This is a genomic window from Streptomyces sp. AC602_WCS936 (assembly GCF_019049125.1).
GTDB lineage: Bacteria > Actinomycetota > Actinomycetes > Streptomycetales > Streptomycetaceae > Streptomyces.
In genome coordinates this window covers 303,550-321,041 of sequence record NZ_JAGMUF010000066.1, presented here as the reverse complement: position 1 = coordinate 321,041, position 17,492 = coordinate 303,550, and the positions used below count along the sequence as shown (strand labels likewise).

Here is a 17,492-nt window from a genome sequence, read left to right as displayed (position 1 = left end):
GCGTGTCCCGGGGGCCGGGCCGAGTCGCGTCGGCGTCCGGTCAGTCGGCGACGTCGACGCCGTAGCCCCGCGCCAGGGCCTCCAGGCCGTGGTCGTAGCCCTGGCCGACGGCCCGCAGCCGCCAGCTCTGCCCGCGCCGGTAGATCTCGGCGAGCAGCATGGTGCGTTCCGTGGTCGCGGCGTCCAGCGTCGCCTGCACCAGGGCCGCCGCTCCGCTGCCCGGCCCGGAGACGATGTGCAGGGCGCCGACGTCGCCGAAGACCGGGGAACCGTCGACGGCGGCGGCCATGACCACCTTGCGGGCCGACGGCGGCAGTGTCGCGAGGTCCACGCTGATCGTCTGCTCGGTGGGGCCGTCGCTCAGCAGCCGCACCGTCCCGCCCGGGTTCTCCGGGGCGCCGTAGAAGACGAAGTCCTCGTCGAACGAGACCTGCTCGTCCTCGTCCAGCACGAACGCGACCACGTCGATGTCGCAGGCGGTCTGCTGTGCCCAGGACGCGGTGACCGTCCAGCGGTGGGCGGGTCCCCGCCCGCCCTGCAGGGGCAGGTCGACGACACCGCCGCGCGGCAGCACGTGCGCCGCCGCGCGCCGGCCGTCGGCGCGTGGCGCATCCGTGACGACCGGCGCCACCAGCCACGCGGCGTCGTGGGTGGGCAGGAGCAGCGCCCTGATCCGGGGCAGTCGGCGGTCGGTCTCTCCGCCGTCGAGGACCACCACGTCGGTGACGCCGGCGGACAGGTTGACGGCCGCCGCACCGCCCAGTTCGACGACACGGGTACGGGCGGCCACCGCCTCGGGGTGGGTGCCGCCGAGCACCAGGACGCGCCGGCCGGTCAGCGGGCCACGCGGCCGGGCGCGCCGATCGGATTTCGGGGCCTCGGCCGGCGAGGCCGGTTGCGTCCGCGCGGCGGGGGAGCTGGGCTCGGTCTCCGGCGCGGTGCTCTCCACGGCGTCGGGAGTTTTTGGCGCGCGCGGGGCCGGGACGGCAGGCAGCGCCGGGGAGGCGGTCGCGTCGCCCCGGGGCGGCTCCCCTCCCTCGTGCGGGACGCCGCCCCGGACGTCGCCGAGCAGTCGCAGGAAGGACTCCTCGTCGATGAGCGGGACACCCTCGGCGAGCGCGCGCCGGGCCTTGGCGGAACCGGCTGAGGCGTCGTTGGTGACCAGGGCGCTGGTGTGCCGGCTGACCGAGGTCATCATGTTCAGCCCCGCCGCCGTACCCCGCAGCAGCAGGTCCGCCCGCGAGGTCCCGGTCTCCCCGGTCACCGCGATCTTCATGCCCTGCACCAGCGGCCCGCCCTCGGCGAGCCGTCCCGGATTGCGGAAGGCGCACGGCGTCTTCGGCGGTTTCGGCGCGAACCGGGGGTCCTGCCGTGGCGGGCAGGCCACCAGGGGCAGCGGCAGGTCCAGGCGCGCCGCCTCACGCAGCGAGGCCCGCAGCACGCCCGCCAGCACCCGCGTGTCGTCGAGTGCGTCGTGCGCCCGCACCTGAAGGACGCCGTAGTGGGCCGCGAGCGTGCCGAGCGTCAGATCGTCGGTCGGCGGGTCCACGCGACGGTTCAGGGCCAAGGTGCACAGTCGCCGGGCGACGGGCAGCCGCAGCCCTGCCCGTGCGAACTCGTGGGCGAGGAAGTCGTAGTCGAACTGGGCGTTGTGGGCGACCAGGACCCGGCCCTCCAGCAACGCGGCGATCCGCTCGGCCACCTGCTCGAAGGCCGGCGCCCCGCGCAGCCGCTCCGCCGTCAGTCCGTGCACGTGCACCGGGCCCGGGTCGCAGCCGGGGTCGAGCAGGGTCGAGTACTCACCGGTCTGCTCGCCGTCCGGGCCGAGCGTCACGACGGCCAGGGACAGCACCCGGTCACGACGGGGGACCAGACCGGAGGTCTCCACGTCGACCAGGGCCCACTCGTGGGGATGGTCGAACACGGGGGCGGAGTCGGGAGCGGCAGACGTGACAGACATGGAGAAAGGATGGAGCCCTGTCCACGGTTCCTTCAACTCGAACGCCGCTTGATCCGGTTTTGCCCTGTTCTTTTCGAGCGTCAATCGACGGTGGCTCCTCCTGGGAGACTGTCGGGGTGTCACCCGCCAGGCGTTCAGGAGGACTTCGTCATGACCGAGCAACCGCGCGACCGCGTCGCCCGGTACGGGCGCCGTTTCGACCGGGTCTTCGCGGAGTACTTCGACACTCTCGGCACGACGCTGGACGCCCCGGCGTTCAGCCGCTTCACCCCGGACTGCCTCGCCCTGCTGCGCGACCTGTCCCTGCGGGGAGGCAAACGGATGCGGGTCGCCCTGCTGCACGAGGCCGCGGGCCTTGTGCGCGACGACGCGCCGGCCGAGGCGCTGGACGCCGCCGCGCTGAGCATCGAGCTGCTGCAGACCCACGGTCTCGTGCACGACGACCTCATCGACGACAGCGCCACCCGCAGGGGCGGGCCCACCACCTACCACGCCTACCTCGACAGGTTCCCCGGCCACCCGCGGGCCGCCCTCGGACTCACCGTCCTCGCCGGCGACCTGGCGCTCGCCCTCTCCCTGCGGGTGCTCCTGGACGCCAAGCTGCCGGTCGAGCTGCGGCAGGCGATGACCGAGGTCCAGACCCGGGCCGCGGCCGACACCGTCGTCGGCCAGATCACCGACCTGGAACGCGACTTCGCCCCCGGCGCACCCGACGACGAGGTCCTCCACGACGTCGCCGACCACAAGTCGGCCCGCTACTCGGTCCTCGCGCCCCTGCGCCTGGGTCTCCTCGCGGCCGGTGAACAACCGGGCCCTCACGAGACGGAACTGCGCCGCTACGCACGGCTGGTCGGCATCTGCGGCCAGATGCGCGACGACTACCTCGACCTGTTCGGTGACGCCGCCGCCATGGGCAAGCCGACGGGCACCGACGTCCGCGAGGGAAGGCGCAGCTACACGGTCGCCCGCCTGCTGTCCACCGTGAGCGGCGCAGAGCGCGCCCTTGTCGAGCGGGCCCTCGGAGACCGGGACTGCACCGAGGAGACCGTCGCCGCGGTCCGTGAGATCGGCGAGCGCCACGGCGTGGCCGCCCACTTGCGGGCGGACATGCGGCGCCACGCCGAGCAGGCCGCACAGGTGGCGGCCGGCTGGCGCCCGCGGTGGCGCGAGGAAGCGGTCGCGTTCTTCGAGCAACTGCCCCGGTGGAGTGTCGACCGCGACGGATGACCACGGGCAGCCCGTCCGACGCCTGTTCCCCATGTCGCTCAAAGGGGAAAACCGGATCTTCCACCCGGACTGCCGGGTCATGCTCTGACCGGATGCGCCGCTGACCAGGCGCATCGGCCACGACGTGATCCCTGGGGGAGAACATGACGCACTCGGCGCAACGGGGCGCGGGAGGGGACGACCGGGCCGTGCTGCTGGCGGCCGGACTCGCCGACCTGGCGGTGAGCACACTCGGCTCGGCGGTCGGCGCGGTGCGCGGACTCCTGCGCCGCTCGGACACCGCCGACCTGGTCCGGGAGGCGGAACAGGACATCCAGTCCCGGGGCAGGCTGGCCCTGGACCGGTACACGCACGTGCCGCCCGCCCACCTGGAGGTGCTCGCGCGGCACGTGGAGGCGCGCCGGGCAGCCGACGCCGGCGATGACTGACCGCTGGGACCCGGCCGCCTTCAAGGCGCGCGTCGACGGCGTGCTGCACGGCTTCCTGGACGAGGAGTCCGGCCACCTCCTGGCCATCGACGACACCCTCGCACCCGTGGCCGAGCAGCTCCGGAACGCGGCGGGGCACGGCAAGCGGCTGCGCGCCGCCTTCTGCTACTGGGGTTGGCGGGCGGCCGGACAGCCCGACGGCGAGGCCCTGCTGCGGGCGGCGGCCTCGATGGAGCTGGTGCACGCCGCGGCGGTCGTCCACGACGACCTCATCGACGACAGCGCCCTGCGCCACGGCCTGCCCACCGCCCACGTGGCGCTGGAGACCGTACTGACCGGGCGGCCGGGAGGACGCCGGCGGGCCCGCCCGGCCGCCCGGTCCCTGGCCATGCTGGTGGGCGATCACCTGATGGCCCTCGCCGGTGAGTTGTTCACCACCAGCGGCCTGCCCGCCGCCTACCTCTCCCGGGCCCGGCCCCTGTGGGCCGCGCTCGCCCGTGAACTCGTCGCCGGGGAATGCCTGGAGATCCTGCACACCGGCCGACCACCGGACACCGGCACCTCACTGAAGGTGGTCCGGTACAAGACCGCCAAGTACACCGTCGAGCATCCCCTGCTCATCGGCGGCCTGCTCGCCGGCGCGGGCCCCGCGCTGCGGGACGCCTACTCCGCCTACGGCCTGCCCCTCGGCGAGGCGTTCCAGCTGCGCGACGACCTGCTCGGCCTCTTCGGCGACCCGCGGCGCACCGGCAAGGAGGGCCTGGACGACGTCCGCGCCCACCGCCCCACCGCGCTGCTGGCCGAGACCTGGCGGATGGCCGACGCCCGGCAGCGAGAGCGGTTGCGCGGCGTGCTGGGCCGCGGCGACCTCGACGACACGCACCTCGGCGACGTACGCGACCTCATGCGGGAACTGGGCGCGCCGCAGCGGGTCGAGCAGATGATCCACACCCGCGTGGAGCAGGCCACCCGCGCCCTGGACACCGCCTGCGCACCGCCGCACGCCCGCCGGGCGCTGCGCGACCTCGCCCGACAGGCCACCGACCGCATCCACTGACGAGGAGACCGCGATGACCTACACCGAGACGTCGATGGACGCCCTGCGCCGCAGCGGCGACGAACTGGCCGACGCCGTCGTCGCCACCCTGTTCGAGCGCGGCGAGGTCGGCAAGTTCAACTCGCTGATGCGCTACGTGTCCACCGCCGGCCAGGAACTGCCCGACGGACTCCCCGGCGTGGCCCGCGAGTACCTGCGCACCACCGGCACCCCGCCGGACTGGGTGGACTGGGCCGAGATGGAGAAGGCCCGCCTCTTCTTCATCGACAACAACGTGCACATCTCCACGGCACTGTCGTTCGCGTCCATGCCCGCCTGCTACGTCGTCCCGCACGTGGCCCGGCTGCTGTCGGCCACCCACGGGCTGAGCTACCCCTCCAAACGCATGGCGGAGACCGGGCAGTTCACCGTCCACCTCATGCAGCCCGACGCCTTCGAGGCCGGCGGCCGGTTCATTCCCGCGGCCCAGAAGGTACGCCTGCTGCACGCCGCCATCCGCCACCACCTGAAGCGAGAGGACCGCTGGGACACCGAGACCCTCGGCACCCCCATCTGCCAGGAGGACATGATCGGCGGGCAGATGTTCTTCTCCCTGCTCGTCCTGGACAGCCTGCACCGCCTCGGCATCCACATGTCCGCCGAAGGCGCGGACGCGTACTTCTACGCCTGGCGCGTGGTCGGCGCCATCCTCGGCGTCGACCAGACGGCCGTCCCCACGACACTCGACGAGGGACGCCAGTTCCTCGACCTGTACATGCTGCGCCACATGGGCCCCTCCGAGGAGGGCGCCCACCTCACGCGACAGCTGATCGACCTGTACGAGGAGGTCGTCCCGGGCACCCTCTTCGACCCGGTGGTGTCCGCGCTGATCCGCTACCTCGTCGGCGACACGTGCGCCGACTGGCTGGAGGTCCCCCGCACCGCCTGGGACACCGTCGTGAAGGCCGCCCCGCACCTCCTCGGCGTGCTGGAGACGATCGAGGACCGCTCACCCTTCGGCGCGTGGGCGCTGGACCGGCTCGGCCACCTCACCACGGTCCTGGAACTGTCCACCCTCACCCGCGGACGCGTCATGCACTACGCGATCCCGGAACAGCTGAGGAAGGAGTACGGCGTCACGGGCGCGGCCTCCCGCACCCGCCGCTGGACCCCGCCGCCCGCCACCGTCTCCTGAACACCGGGTGCGCGGCGGGGCGTCAGGCGATGGACGCCGATATGACGGCCGAGACGGCGAGGTTGCAGGACGCCGTCACCCACACGGCCGGGTGCGGCTCCGGCTCGACGAGCGTCGCGCCCAGCCGGCCCGGCGTGATCAGGTCCACCACCAGGAAGGCCACGGCCATCATCACGAGGCCCAGCAGCCCGAACGCCGCAGTCGACACCAGGCCCTTGCCGAAGTCCTCGTACGTCGTCCAGATCGAGGTGAAGACGATGCCGCCGATGCCGAGCAGCGCGGAGCTGAGCACCATGGCCGCGTTGCGGTTGCGCTGCTCCCAGATCTGCCGGCCGAGCTTTCCGGGCGTCAGCACGTCGACCAGGACGATGCCGAGGACCAGGAGGACCAGGCCGAGACCGCCGTAGGCGGTGGCGCGGCCGAGTCCGTTGACGATGTCGCTCATGGGGGTGCCGGCTCCGTAGCGTCGGGGATCGTGAGTGATCGCGGTCAAAGCGTGGTCAGGGTGATGCGAGATGCAGCGCGCAAAATGTAGCGCACGCGTTCGGTCCCCCGACCTGCGGTCCGGCGATCCGGCGGCCCGGCCGGACGCGGGGTCAGGACGCCGCGGCCAGTGCCCGGTTGCGGCGGACGGAGGACCAGAACGACGACCCGATCAGGACGACGCCGATGAGGCCCGTGACGATCTCGCTGATCTCGTACTGGATGGTCACCAGGAGGATGGCGGCGAGGGCGCCGATGGCGTAGTGGGCGCCGTGCTCCAGGTAGACGTAGTCGTCGAGGGTGCCCTGACGGACCAGGTAGACGGTCAGGGACCGGACGTACATGGCGCCGATGCCGAGGCCGAGGGCCATCAGCACGATGTCGTTGGTGATGGCGAAGGCGCCGATGACGCCGTCGAAGGAGAACGAGGCGTCCAGGACCTCCAGGTAGAGGAACATGAAGAACGCCGCCTTGCCCGTGAGGGCCATGGCCGAGCGGGGTCCGCCGCCGCGCGCCGCCCGCTCCTCGGCGGCCCGCTCGCGCTCCTCCTCCCGTTCGAGCCGCTCCTCGAAGAAGCCGGACAGGCCGCCGACGACCATGTAGGTGATCAGTCCGCCGACACCGGCGAGCAGCACCGTCTCCGCCTTGTCGACGTGGGTGCCGCCGTGCTGGTGGGCGTGGGCTCCGAAGGTGAGCGCGGACACCAGCAGCACGATCAGGGCGACGCACACCGACAGCATGTCGACCCTGCCGAGCTTCGCCAGCGGGCGCTCCAGCCACCCCAGCCACTTGATCTCCCGGTCCTCCAGGACGAAGTCGAGGAAGATCATCAGCAGGAACATGCCACCGAAGGCGGCGATCGACGGGTGGGCGTCCGTCACCAGCTCCTGGTAGCGCTGCTTGTCCGTCAGCGCCAGATGGACCGCGGACCACGGGCTCAGCCGGGCACTGATCGCGACGATCAGCACCGGGAAGACCAGGCGCATGCCGAAGACGGCGATCAGGATGCCGACGGTGAGGAAGATCTTCTGCCAGAAGGCACTCATCTTCTTCAGGATCCCGGCGTTGATCACCGCGTTGTCGAACGACAGGGAGATCTCCAGCACGGCGAGGATCGCCACGAGGCCGAAGGCGGTCCACCCGTCGTACAGCACTCCCAGGACCAGGCCGAGGGCGGTGACCGCGAAGGCCCAGCGGAACGTCTTCAACAGCACGGGCTGATCACTCACTCCTGTTGTCGGGTCGCGCCGGGACACGGCATTTCCTGCCAGTGCCCACCACCCACGTTGTCTACACGATCGTTCGGAGCCGACCCGGCAGGCCGGGCACGGCGGCGGCACACCGGCACCGGACGGTCACCGAAATGGATCGGTTCGTTTCCTTGAGTCGTTCGTGTTTGCGGGAGTAGGTTCACCGCCATGACCGCATCCCGGGATCCGGCCGTCGCCTCGGAACTGCGCGGAGCCGGTCTGCGAGTGACCGCCGCGCGCGCCGCGCTGCTCGAGACCGTCCGGCGGGGCGATCACCTCGACGCCGAGGCGATCGCGGCCGGGGTGCGCCGGCGCGTGGGCCACGTCTCCCTCCAGGCCGTGTACGAGGCGCTGCACGCGCTCACCGCGGCCGGGCTGGTGCGCCGCATCCAGCCGCCCGGCGGCCCGGCGCGGTTCGAAGGGCGGGTGGGCGACAACCACCACCACGTCCTGTGCCGGTCCTGCGGCGTTCTCGCCGACGTCGACTGCGCCGTCGGTGAGGCGCCCTGCCTGACCGCCTCCGACGACCACGGCTTCTCGATAGACGAGGCCGAGGTCATCTACCGGGGCCTGTGCCCCGACTGCTCCACCACCGGCAGTTCCCCAGCACCTTGATCCGCCCCGTTCGGAAGGATTCCCATGTCCGAGAACCACGACGCCATCGTCACCGACGCGAAGACGGAGGAGACGGGCGGCTGCCCGGTCGCCCATGGACGTGCCCCGCACCCCACCCAGGGTGGCGGCAACCGTCAGTGGTGGCCGGAGCGGCTCAATCTGAAGATCCTCGCCAAGAACCCCGCCGTGGCCAACCCGCTGGGTGAGGAGTTCGACTACGCGGCGGCCTTCCAGGCGCTCGACCTCCAGGCCGTCAAACGCGACATCGCCGAGGTGCTCACCACCTCGCAGGACTGGTGGCCCGCCGACTTCGGCAACTACGGCCCCCTGATGATCCGTATGGCCTGGCACAGCGCGGGCACCTACCGCATCAGCGACGGCCGCGGCGGCGCGGGCGCCGGCCAGCAGCGCTTCGCCCCGCTCAACAGCTGGCCGGACAACGGCAACCTCGACAAGGCGCGCCGCCTGCTGTGGCCGGTCAAGAAGAAGTACGGCCAGAGCATCTCCTGGGCCGACCTGCTGGTCCTCACCGGCAACGTCGCCCTGGAGACGATGGGCTTCGACACCTTCGGCTTCGCCGGTGGCCGTGCCGACGTGTGGGAGGCCGAGGAGGACGTCTACTGGGGCCCCGAGACCACCTGGCTCGACGACCGGCGCTACACCGGCGACCGCGAGCTGGAGAACCCGCTCGGCGCGGTCCAGATGGGCCTGATCTACGTCAACCCCGAGGGCCCCAACGGCAACCCGGACCCGATCGCCGCCGCCCGCGACATCCGGGAGACGTTTGGCCGCATGGCGATGAACGACGAGGAGACCGTCGCGCTGATCGCCGGCGGCCACACCTTCGGCAAGACCCACGGCGCCGGCCCGGCCGACCACGTCGGCGACGACCCCGAGGCCGCCTCCATGGACCAGATGGGTCTGGGCTGGAAGAACACCTACGGCACGGGCAAGGGCGGGGACGCCATCACCTCCGGCCTGGAGGTCACCTGGACCTCGACCCCGACCCAGTGGGGCAACGGGTTCTTCAAGAACCTCTTCGAGTTCGAGTACGAGCTGGAGCAGAGCCCCGCGGGCGCCCACCAGTGGGTCGCCAAGGACGCCCCGGAGATCATCCCCGACGCGCACGACCCGGCGAAGAAGCACCGCCCGAAGATGCTCACCACCGACCTGTCGCTGCGCTACGACCCGATCTACGAGCCGATCTCCCGCCGGTTCTACGAGAACCCGGCGGAGTTCGCGGACGCCTTCGCCCGCGCCTGGTACAAGCTGACCCACCGCGACATGGGCCCCAAGTCCCTGTACCTCGGCCCGGAGGTCCCCGAGGAGACCCTGGTCTGGCAGGACCCGCTGCCCGAGCCCGAGGGCGAGACCATCGACGCCGAGGACATCGAGACGCTCAAGACCAAGCTCCTCGAGTCCGGTCTGTCCGTCCCGCAGCTGGTGTCCACCGCGTGGGCCTCGGCGTCCACCTTCCGCGGCAGCGACAAGCGCGGCGGAGCCAACGGCGCCCGCATCCGCCTTCAGCCGCAGCGCGGCTGGGAGGTCAACGAGCCCGACGAGCTGGCCCAGGTGCTGCGCGTCCTGGAGGGCGTCCAGCAGGAGTTCAACGCCGGTGCCGGAGGCAAGAAGGTCTCCCTGGCCGACCTGATCGTCCTCGGTGGCTCCGCCGCCGTCGAGAAGGCCGCCAAGGAGGCCGGCTACCAGGTGGAGGTCCCCTTCGCCGCGGGCCGCGTGGACGCGACGGAGGAGCACACCGACGCCGAGTCCTTCGAGGCCCTGGAGCCGACCGCCGACGGGTTCCGCAACTACCACGGCAAGGGCAACCGCCTGCCGGCCGAGTTCCTGCTGCTCGACCGCGCGAACCTGCTCACCCTGAGCGCACCCGAGGCGACCGTCCTGGTCGGCGGCCTGCGCGTGCTGGGCGCCAACTACCAGCAGTCCCAGCTCGGCGCCCTCACCCGGACGCCCGGCTCGCTGACCAACGACTTCTTCGTCAACCTGCTCGACCTGGGCATCACCTGGAAGCCGACGTCCGAGGACCAGACCACGTTCGAGGGCCGCGACGCCGCCACCGGCGAGGTCAAGTGGGCCGGCTCCCGCGCCGACCTGGTCTTCGGCTCCAACTCCGAGCTGCGGGCCCTCGCCGAGGTCTACGCGAGCGACGACGCGAAGGAGAAGTTCGTCCACGACTTCGTCGCCGCCTGGGTCAAGGTCATGAACCTCGACCGGTTCGACCTGGCCTGATCCGCGGGTGCCCGGGCCGGCCGGAACCGGCCGGCCCGGGCACCGCTGCTCCTACGCGCCGCCACGGAACGTGTTGCGGTACGCGCGCGGCGACACCCCGAGCACCTCGCGGAAGTGCTGGCGCATCGCCGTCCCGGTGCCGAAGCCGGCGAGGGCGGCGACGCGGTCGACCGGCTCGTCGCCGCGCTCCAGCAGCCGCCGGGCGTAGTCCAGACGCTGCCGGCCGAGCCACTGCATCGGCGTCACCCCGGTCTCCTGCCGGAATCTCCGGCTGAGGGTCCGCACACTCATCGCCGACTGCCGGGCCAGGTCCTCCAGAGTGAGGGGCTCGCCCAGCCGCTGGAGCGCGTAGGTGCGGGCGGCGGCCGTCGAGGAGTCGTCCACCTGCCTGATAGGGCGGTCGATGTACTGGGCCTGGCCGCCCTCGCGGTGCGGTGGCACCACGGTGCCGCGCGCGACGGTGTTCGCCACCTCGGCGCCGTGGTCGTCGCGGATCATGTGCAGGCACAGGTCGATCCCGGCGGCGACACCGGCCGAGGTGAGCACACCCCGGTCGTCCGTGTAGAGCACGTCCGGATCGACGTCCACCTCCGGGTAGAGCGCGGCCAGTTCGGCGCACGACTTCCAGTGCGTCGTGGCCCGGCGCCCCGCCAGCGCACCGGCCGCCGCCAGCACGAACGAACCGGTGCAGATGGACGCCAGCCGGGCCGTCGCGGGAATCCGCTCCAGGGCCGCGCGCACCGGCGCGGCGAGCCGCCCGCGCTCCTGCGGCGCGTAGTCCTCCACGGCCGCCGGCACGACCACCGTGTCGGCGCCTTCCAGGACGTCCGGCCCGTGCGCGACGTTCACACTGAAGTCGGTGTCGGTGGCGACCTCACCGGGCGCGGACGCGCACGTGAGCACCGAGTACAGCCGCCGGCCGTCGTCGTCGACCGCGGTCCCGAACAGACGGTGCACGATCCCCAGCTCCATCGGCAGCAGCCCGGGACGTACGTAGACCACCACACGGTGCACTGCCACACCCCTCAACCCTCGCCCGGCTCATGGCCGGATTCTTCCACCCGCTCGTCCCCGCCGGCCCCAAAAGCGCTGGCCGCCCAGGACACGTGGTGCTGAGATGACCGGATGCGCAGCGAGATCTCGGTGACCGTGGACCGCGGCCGGTTCCAGGACGCGGTGACGCCCTGGGACGACGACGTCTGGCGGGCCGACGTCCTCGACCGGGTGGCGACCTCGCTCGCCGCCCTGGGCGTGCGCCCGGCGGGGGAGTGGCGGGTGCGGTCGCGGCCGTGGTCCGTCCTGGCACGGCTGTCCGTCGAGGGGCGCGACGCGGTCTGGTTCAAGGCGAATCCGCCGGCCAGTGCCTTCGAGGGCCCGCTGACCGCGGCCCTGGCCCGCTGGGCGCCGGGGCACGTCCTGGAGCCGCTCGCGGTGGACGCCGGCCGCGGCTGGTCGCTGCTGCCCGACGGGGGGCCGCTGTTCAGGGACGTACTCGACCGCCGGGCCGCCGGCCCCGAAGCGTGGGAAGGGCTCCTGCGCCGGTACGCGGCCCTGCAGCACGCCCTGACGCCCCGCGCACGGGAGATCGAACGGCTCGGTGTCCCCGGCGTGCCCGTCACCGCCCTGCCCGGCGTCTTCGACCGGCTCGACGACACGCCGCTGGAGCCGGAGGAACGGCACCGGCTCCGCCGCCTCGGCCCCCGCCTCCTCAACTGGTGCGCCGAACTGGGCGCCCTGGGCGTCCCGGACTCCCTCGACCACGCGGACCTGCACGACGGCCAGCTGTTCCACGCCGGGCCGGGCGCGTTCACCGTCTTCGACTGGGGGGACGCCGTCGTCTCCCACCCCTTCTGCAGCCTGGCGGTCCCCGCCCGCCGTGCCCGCGAGTGGCACGGCCCGCAGGTACTGCCGCGTCTGCGCGACGCCTACCTGGAGCCGTGGATGGGCTCCGGCCGGACCACTCGGGAGCTGCGGCGCGCGCTCGCCCTCGCCTGGCGGCTGAGCGCCCTGCACCGGGCCGGCGCGTACGGCAGGGTCTTCCCCGCGTCCGGGGCCGCGGGCGCCGAGGTAGCGGCGGAGGGCGCCCGTTGCCTGCTGGAGCTGTTCGACGAGCCACCGTTCTGAGCCGCTGTTCTGCCGTTGTCAGTGGCGGATGCGAGGCTACGAGGCATGGATGAGGTGGAGTTCATGCGGGGCCGGGTCTACGGAGCGGAGCACGACGACCCCGGACCGCGCCCCGGACGCGCCTACGCGCAACTGGTCGGCGGTCCGCTGGACGGTCTGCTCCTGGACATCACGGACCTGACGGAGCAGGAGTACGCCCGGGGCGTCTCACTGGCGACGGAGATAGGCCGCTACGGTCCGGGCGGCCGTTCCGCGTACGCGCCGAGGCCGGACGGCCCCCGCCGCCTCGACTGGCGGGGCGACGCGCCCTGACGTCACGCCGCCGACAGCGGCGGGACCCCCGTCTGCGCGACCAGGGCCGCGTACAGCCAGTCGTGGGCGGAACCGGGCGTCGGTTCCGGCCGCCGGCCCGGCTCGGTGACGACCTCGGCCACCAGGTCCCAGTAGCGGTCGATCCGCGGGTCGGCCGCGAGCTGCCCGGCCAGCCGAAGGCGGAACTCCGGGCTGTCCCGGATTCCGTACGCGCCGGTGTACGCGTCGACGAAGCTGTCCAGCGCCTCCCCGGGCCGAGGGTCCCGGCCCCGCCGCATCTGGACACCCGCCAGCTCGTACGCCTCCGCGAGCCCCGCGTACAGCACGGCGGCCCCCCGGGCACCGGCGGCCCGGTGCGCCTCGGGCTGGGGCTGCGCGGTGCCCGGGCACGGCGCGAGGGTGAGGGCGTTGAGGTGGGCGAAGGCGAGTACCTGGGCCGGAGCCGGATCGTCGGGCGGCTGCGGCACCGCGACCTCCAGGAACGTTCGGACCGACCGGGCCGGCATGCGCGGCGGCAGCCAGCCGCGCCAGAACCGGACCAGCGGCTCCGTGCTGGGCGGCATGGACACGGCCCCGATCAGGTCCAGCCGTTCGGACCGTTCCCCGGGCGGACACTCCTGCACCAGGCGCAGCGCCGCCTCCCGCCAGCGCAAGGCCCTCATCTCGGAGCCGAGTTCGCGCAGCCGCCCGGCGACCGCGTCCTCCAGCGCGCCGCCCTCCTGCCCGCCCTCGGCGCCCGCCGCGTCCTCCTCTTCGAGGACTCGGCGCACCTCGGGGACCGACAGGCCGAGCGCGCGCAGGGAGCGGATCAGGCGCAGCCGGCCGAGCGCGTCGGAGCCGTACCGCCGGTGCCCGCCGGCGCTGCGGGAGGCCTCCGGCAGCAGGCCCCGGTCGGAGTAGAAGCGGACGGTCTTCACGGTGACGCCCGCCTGTGCGGCCAGGTCCCCGATGCCGCGCAGATCGTCGAACGACGTGATCACTTGAACCTCCCTCAGGGGGAGTTCCTACCGTACCGGCGAGCGCGGGCCGGTGATCGGGCCGGACCGCCGAGGTACGGAGGAGAGGCCATGACCGTTTTCGTCCTGGTGTCGGGCATGTTCACCGGCACACACGTGTGGCAGGACACGACCACCCGTCTGACCGCCGCGGGCGCCGAGGCACACGCGGTCGCCCTGACCGGGCTCGACGGACCGCCCGGCCCGGCGGGGACCCGCACCGACCTGGAGACCCACATCGCGGACGTCCTCACCGTGATCGACTCGATCGACGCGACGGACCGGAAGATCGTGCTGGTCGGCCACGACTACGGCATCCATCCGGCACTGGGCGCCGCCGACCGGAGGGCCGCGCGCATCGACCGGATCGTCTACCTGGACTCGGGCATGCCCGGCGACGGCGCCCCGGCCCTGGCCGCGGTGCCCGACCAGTCCCTGCGCGAGCGGCTGGCCGGGGCGGTCGGGGACGAGGCCGCCGACGACGTGCTGCCGCCCCCGGCCACCCACGACGAGTGGCGCCAGTGGGGCAGCACCGAGGGCGTACCCGGCCCGGCGCTGGACCGGCTCACCGCCCTCGCCGCGCCGCAACCGACGGGCACCCTGCTCCAGCCGCTCCGGCTGACCGGGGCGGTGGCCTCGGTGCCCACCACCGGCGTCCTGTGCACCGGGAACGGCACGAGCATCGAGATGGTCCAGATGCTGGTGGGCTTCGGCGATCCCGCGCTGCGGGCCCTGGTCGATCCCCGGGTTACCTTCTTCGAACTGGCCACCGGGCACTGGCCGATGCTCTCCCGCCCCGCCGAACTGACGGACGTACTGCTGCGGGCCGCGGCCGGCGAGGGACACCGGCTGGAGCCCGTCGAAGCGACGGAACCGCCCCCGCACCTGCGGCCGTTCCCGCTGGACGTCCCCGAAGCCCCGCGGGAGCGGCACGGAAGCGTCGACCTGCACCTGCCCGACGCCGAGGAACCCCGACCCGCGGTGCTGTTCGTGCACGGCGGCCCGGTGCCCGCCGACGCGCGGCCCACACCGAGGGACTGGCCGATTCTGACGGGGTACGCGCGCTGTGCGGCGGCGGGTGGTGTGGTGGGCGCCGTCGTCGACCACCGACTGCACGACCTGTCGGACTACGAGCGGGCCGCCGCCGACGTGGCCGCCGCCGTGGAACAGGTCCGGGCCGACCCACGCGTGGACGCGGACCGCGTCGCGCTGTGGTTCTTCTCCGGCGGCGGCCCGATCGCGGCCGACTGGCTGGACGCGCCGCCGCCCTGGCTGCGCTGCCTGGCGGCCACCTACCCGGTCCTCGCGCCACTGCCCAACTGGGGACTGTCCGGCGGCCGGTTCCACCCGGCGCGCGCGGTGGCGAACGCCGGCGCCCTGCCCGTCGTCCTCACTCGCGTCGGACTGGAGATGCCCGAGATCGCCGCCACCGTCGAGGAGTTCCTCGCCGCGGCCAAGGAGTGCGGGGCGGATATCGAGGTGGTGGACGTGCCACACGGCCACCACACCTTCGAGGCCGTCGACCCGACGGACGAGTCCCGCGAAGCGGTGCGCCACGCGATGCGCGCGGTCCTGGACCGCCTCGGCCGGCCCGGCACGCGGTAGGCACGCACCCACCCCGGCCCGCGGCACCGGATCGGTGCCGCGGCACCCGGGGGCGGTGCACGGCCACCACGTGCCGGTTCCGGTCTGCGGCTCGGGGGCCGGTGCGGTGACGCGTGGTCTCCGGGGTCGGTGCCGTGGTACGTGGTGGGTGCGGCCTTGGCGTGCGGGGGCGGGCCCCGACTCCGGGGCCGGTGGCGCGGTGTCTGGGCGGGTGTGGGGCCGCGCCGCGTGCCGGTTCCGGTCCGGCGGCACCCGGATCGGGTGCCGCGGGTACCTGGACGGCACAACACGGCACCCGCCGGCACCCGCGCACGGGCGCAGGCCGCTCGCGCCCGGGACGGGCGCCGCCGCACCAATCCACCCGGTGCCCGGCCCCGGATTACCGGCGTGAGCGACGAAGAGAACGCACCCCGGCAGAACCCCCGGACGACCACACGGCTCTCGCTGGGGGCGCTGAGCGGACTCCTGGCGGGAGGTGCCGCGCTCGCCGTCGCCGAACTGGTGGCGGCGGCGGTGCGTCCGCAGGCCGGTCCGGTCGTCGCGGTCGGCGGTGCCGCCATCGACCGGACCCCGGCCGCCGTGAAGGACTGGGCGATCCGCACCTTCGGCACCAACGACAAGCTGGTCCTCCAGCTCGGCATCCTCGCCGTCCTGGCCCTGTTCGCCGTGGCCCTCGGCGTCCTCGCCGCCCGCCACCGGCGTACGGGGGCCGCGGGCGTGCTGGTGTTCGGAGCCGTCGGGGCGGCGGCGGCCGTCGGCCGTCCCGACTCCACGAGCCTCACCGACGCCCTCCCGTCCGTCGTCGGGGCGCTCGCCGGCGCCGGGCTCCTGTACGTCCTCGTCGGCCGCCTCCCGGCGGCGCCCCGGGGCGGGGGGCAGGCGCCGGGCGAGGGCTGGGACCGGCGCCGTTTCGTCCTCGCGGCGACCGCCGCTGCCGCCGCCTCGGCCGGGGCGGGCGCAGTGGGCCGGGCCCTGAACGGCGCCGGCGGCCAGGAGGCCGTGGCCTCCCGCAAGAACATCGACCTGCCCCCGCCCGCCTCACGGGCGCCCGCGGTGCCCCGGGGTGCACAGGTCAGGGTCGCCGGAGTCAGCCCGTTCATTACGCCCAACGCGGACTTCTACCGGGTGGACACCGCCCTGGTGGTCCCCAAGGTGGACGCCACCGCCTGGCGGCTGCGCGTCCACGGGGACGGGGTCGCCCGGGAGAAGACCCTGACCTTCGACGACCTGCTGCGCCGCGAACTGATCGAGCGCGACATCACCCTCACCTGCGTCTCCAACGAGGTCGGCGGCCCGTACGTGGGCAACGCCCGCTGGATCGGCGTCCGGCTCGCCGACCTGCTCGAGGAGTGCGGGGTGCGGCCGCCGTCGAAGGGCGGCCCCGCCGACCAGCTGGTCGCCCGCTCGGTGGACGGCATGACCATCGGCACCCCGGTTGAGGACGTCATGGACGGCCGCGACGCGATGCTGGCCGTCGGCATGAACGGCGAACCCCTGCCGTTCGACCACGGCTTCCCGGTCCGCATGCTGGTCCCGGGCCTGTACGGCTACGTGTCCGCCTGCAAGTGGATCGAGGACATCGAGCTGACCACCTTCGACGCGTACGACGCCTACTGGGTCAAGCGCGACTGGGCCCGCGAGGCCCCGATCAAGACCCAGTCCCGGATCGACACCCCGAAGCCGTTCGCACGGCCCAAGGCGGGCGCGGTGATGGTGGCCGGCGTCGCCTGGGCCCAGCACCGCGGCATCGACAAGGTCGAGGTCCGCGTCGACGACGGCCCCTGGCAGGAGGCCACCCTCGCGGCCGAGGACACCCGCGACACCTGGCGCCAGTGGTCCTACGCCTGGCAGGCCACGAAGGGCGGCCACACCCTCACCGTGCGGGCCACCGACCGCACCGGCGAGGTGCAGACCGAGAAGCGCACCCGCACCGTCCCCGACGGCGCCAGCGGATGGCACTCCGTCGTGGTGACGGTGGAGTGACCCACCGGCCTGCCCCACCGGGCCGCCCTCCC

At 73.4% G+C, this 17,492-nt stretch carries 15 protein-coding genes; 10 read left to right on the top strand and 5 right to left on the bottom strand.

What is annotated here, in order from left to right; all coding sequences use genetic code 11:
• Positions 1 to 40: 40 nt before the first annotated feature.
• The gene (locus tag KUM03_RS23200) at positions 41 to 1,960 is read right to left on the bottom strand and encodes a TerD family protein (protein ID WP_217251209.1); all 1,920 of its coding nucleotides are present in this window, start codon (positions 1,958 to 1,960) and stop codon (positions 41 to 43) included.
• Positions 1,961 to 2,110: 150 nt separating this feature from the next.
• Between KUM03_RS23200 and KUM03_RS23195 the strand changes: the two genes are divergently transcribed.
• The 4 genes from KUM03_RS23195 to KUM03_RS23180 all read left to right on the top strand — a co-directional run bounded on the left by KUM03_RS23195 (position 2,111) and on the right by KUM03_RS23180 (position 5,846).
• Positions 2,111 to 3,187 carry a polyprenyl synthetase family protein gene (locus KUM03_RS23195; protein WP_217251208.1) on the top strand — a complete coding sequence of 359 codons (1,077 nt, stop codon included), beginning with the start codon at positions 2,111 to 2,113 and terminating at the stop codon, positions 3,185 to 3,187.
• Positions 3,188 to 3,330: 143 nt separating this feature from the next.
• Positions 3,331 to 3,615 carry a polyprenyl synthetase gene (locus tag KUM03_RS23190; protein ID WP_217251207.1) on the top strand — a complete coding sequence of 95 codons (285 nt, stop codon included), beginning with the start codon at positions 3,331 to 3,333 and terminating at the stop codon, positions 3,613 to 3,615.
• Positions 3,608 to 4,672: a polyprenyl synthetase family protein gene (locus tag KUM03_RS23185; protein WP_217251206.1), complete on the top strand. Its 1,065-nt coding sequence runs from the start codon at positions 3,608 to 3,610 to the stop codon at positions 4,670 to 4,672. Before KUM03_RS23190 ends, KUM03_RS23185 begins: the two co-directional genes overlap by 8 nt.
• A gap of 13 nt (positions 4,673 to 4,685) precedes the next feature.
• Positions 4,686 to 5,846, top strand: a complete 1,161-nt coding sequence (locus KUM03_RS23180) for an oxygenase MpaB family protein (RefSeq protein ID WP_217251205.1) — start codon at positions 4,686 to 4,688, stop codon at positions 5,844 to 5,846.
• A 22-nt stretch (positions 5,847 to 5,868) separates the two neighbouring features.
• Here KUM03_RS23180 and KUM03_RS23175 read toward each other — a convergent pair whose 3' ends face one another.
• Both KUM03_RS23175 and KUM03_RS23170 read right to left on the bottom strand, forming a co-directional pair.
• Positions 5,869 to 6,291 carry a DUF350 domain-containing protein gene (locus KUM03_RS23175; protein WP_055421381.1) on the bottom strand — a complete coding sequence of 141 codons (423 nt, stop codon included), beginning with the start codon at positions 6,289 to 6,291 and terminating at the stop codon, positions 5,869 to 5,871.
• A 151-nt stretch (positions 6,292 to 6,442) separates the two neighbouring features.
• Positions 6,443 to 7,543 carry a DUF475 domain-containing protein gene (locus KUM03_RS23170; RefSeq protein WP_217251204.1) on the bottom strand — a complete coding sequence of 367 codons (1,101 nt, stop codon included), beginning with the start codon at positions 7,541 to 7,543 and terminating at the stop codon, positions 6,443 to 6,445.
• A 204-nt stretch (positions 7,544 to 7,747) separates the two neighbouring features.
• On the opposite strand from KUM03_RS23170, the gene KUM03_RS23165 reads away from it, so the two are divergent.
• Together KUM03_RS23165 and katG are read left to right on the top strand one after the other, a co-directional pair.
• Positions 7,748 to 8,194: a Fur family transcriptional regulator gene (locus KUM03_RS23165; RefSeq protein WP_073726925.1), complete on the top strand. Its 447-nt coding sequence runs from the start codon at positions 7,748 to 7,750 to the stop codon at positions 8,192 to 8,194.
• Between the two features lie 24 nt (positions 8,195 to 8,218).
• A complete protein-coding gene (katG, locus tag KUM03_RS23160; protein ID WP_217251203.1) occupies positions 8,219 to 10,441 on the top strand; it encodes a catalase/peroxidase HPI in 2,223 nt (740 codons plus the stop codon).
• A gap of 51 nt (positions 10,442 to 10,492) precedes the next feature.
• Here the strand turns inward: katG and KUM03_RS23155 are convergent, their stop codons facing one another.
• Positions 10,493 to 11,455 (bottom strand): helix-turn-helix domain-containing protein, encoded by a 963-nt coding sequence (locus tag KUM03_RS23155; protein WP_308406399.1) that lies wholly within the window; start codon positions 11,453 to 11,455, stop codon positions 10,493 to 10,495.
• Between the two features lie 111 nt (positions 11,456 to 11,566).
• Here KUM03_RS23155 and KUM03_RS23150 point away from each other — a divergent pair, with 111 nt between their 5' ends.
• Both KUM03_RS23150 and KUM03_RS23145 read left to right on the top strand, forming a co-directional pair.
• Positions 11,567 to 12,565, top strand: coding sequence for a phosphotransferase (locus tag KUM03_RS23150; protein WP_217251202.1), 999 nt, complete (start codon positions 11,567 to 11,569; stop codon positions 12,563 to 12,565).
• 45 nt (positions 12,566 to 12,610) lie between these two features.
• Complete coding sequence (locus tag KUM03_RS23145) at positions 12,611 to 12,877, top strand: hypothetical protein (RefSeq protein ID WP_217251201.1); 267 nt, start codon at positions 12,611 to 12,613, stop codon at positions 12,875 to 12,877.
• A 2-nt stretch (positions 12,878 to 12,879) separates the two neighbouring features.
• Here KUM03_RS23145 and KUM03_RS23140 read toward each other — a convergent pair whose 3' ends face one another.
• The gene (locus KUM03_RS23140) at positions 12,880 to 13,857 is read right to left on the bottom strand and encodes a MerR family transcriptional regulator (RefSeq protein WP_217251200.1); all 978 of its coding nucleotides are present in this window, start codon (positions 13,855 to 13,857) and stop codon (positions 12,880 to 12,882) included.
• A gap of 87 nt (positions 13,858 to 13,944) precedes the next feature.
• On the opposite strand from KUM03_RS23140, the gene KUM03_RS23135 reads away from it, so the two are divergent.
• The gene (locus tag KUM03_RS23135) at positions 13,945 to 15,477 is read left to right on the top strand and encodes an alpha/beta fold hydrolase (protein WP_217251199.1); all 1,533 of its coding nucleotides are present in this window, start codon (positions 13,945 to 13,947) and stop codon (positions 15,475 to 15,477) included.
• A 387-nt stretch (positions 15,478 to 15,864) separates the two neighbouring features.
• Positions 15,865 to 17,460, top strand: coding sequence for a sulfite oxidase (locus KUM03_RS23130; RefSeq protein WP_217251198.1), 1,596 nt, complete (start codon positions 15,865 to 15,867; stop codon positions 17,458 to 17,460).
• Positions 17,461 to 17,492: the final 32 nt, after the last annotated feature.

Bases quoted from the DNA above. Each gene is read 5' to 3' on its own strand.
- katG (WP_217251203.1), top strand. From the start codon at position 8,219: ATGTCCGAGAACCACGACGCCATCGTCACCGACGCGAAGACGGAGGAG.
- KUM03_RS23190 (WP_217251207.1), top strand. From the start codon at position 3,331: ATGACGCACTCGGCGCAACGGGGCGCGGGAGGGGACGACCGGGCCGTG.
- KUM03_RS23175 (WP_055421381.1), bottom strand. From the start codon at position 6,291: ATGAGCGACATCGTCAACGGACTCGGCCGCGCCACCGCCTACGGCGGT.
- KUM03_RS23195 (WP_217251208.1), top strand. From the start codon at position 2,111: ATGACCGAGCAACCGCGCGACCGCGTCGCCCGGTACGGGCGCCGTTTC.
- KUM03_RS23150 (WP_217251202.1), top strand. From the start codon at position 11,567: ATGCGCAGCGAGATCTCGGTGACCGTGGACCGCGGCCGGTTCCAGGAC.
- KUM03_RS23180 (WP_217251205.1), top strand. From the start codon at position 4,686: ATGACCTACACCGAGACGTCGATGGACGCCCTGCGCCGCAGCGGCGAC.
- KUM03_RS23185 (WP_217251206.1), top strand. From the start codon at position 3,608: ATGACTGACCGCTGGGACCCGGCCGCCTTCAAGGCGCGCGTCGACGGC.
- KUM03_RS23165 (WP_073726925.1), top strand. From the start codon at position 7,748: ATGACCGCATCCCGGGATCCGGCCGTCGCCTCGGAACTGCGCGGAGCC.
- KUM03_RS23135 (WP_217251199.1), top strand. From the start codon at position 13,945: ATGACCGTTTTCGTCCTGGTGTCGGGCATGTTCACCGGCACACACGTG.
- KUM03_RS23200 (WP_217251209.1), bottom strand. From the start codon at position 1,960: ATGTCTGTCACGTCTGCCGCTCCCGACTCCGCCCCCGTGTTCGACCAT.
- KUM03_RS23145 (WP_217251201.1), top strand. From the start codon at position 12,611: ATGGATGAGGTGGAGTTCATGCGGGGCCGGGTCTACGGAGCGGAGCAC.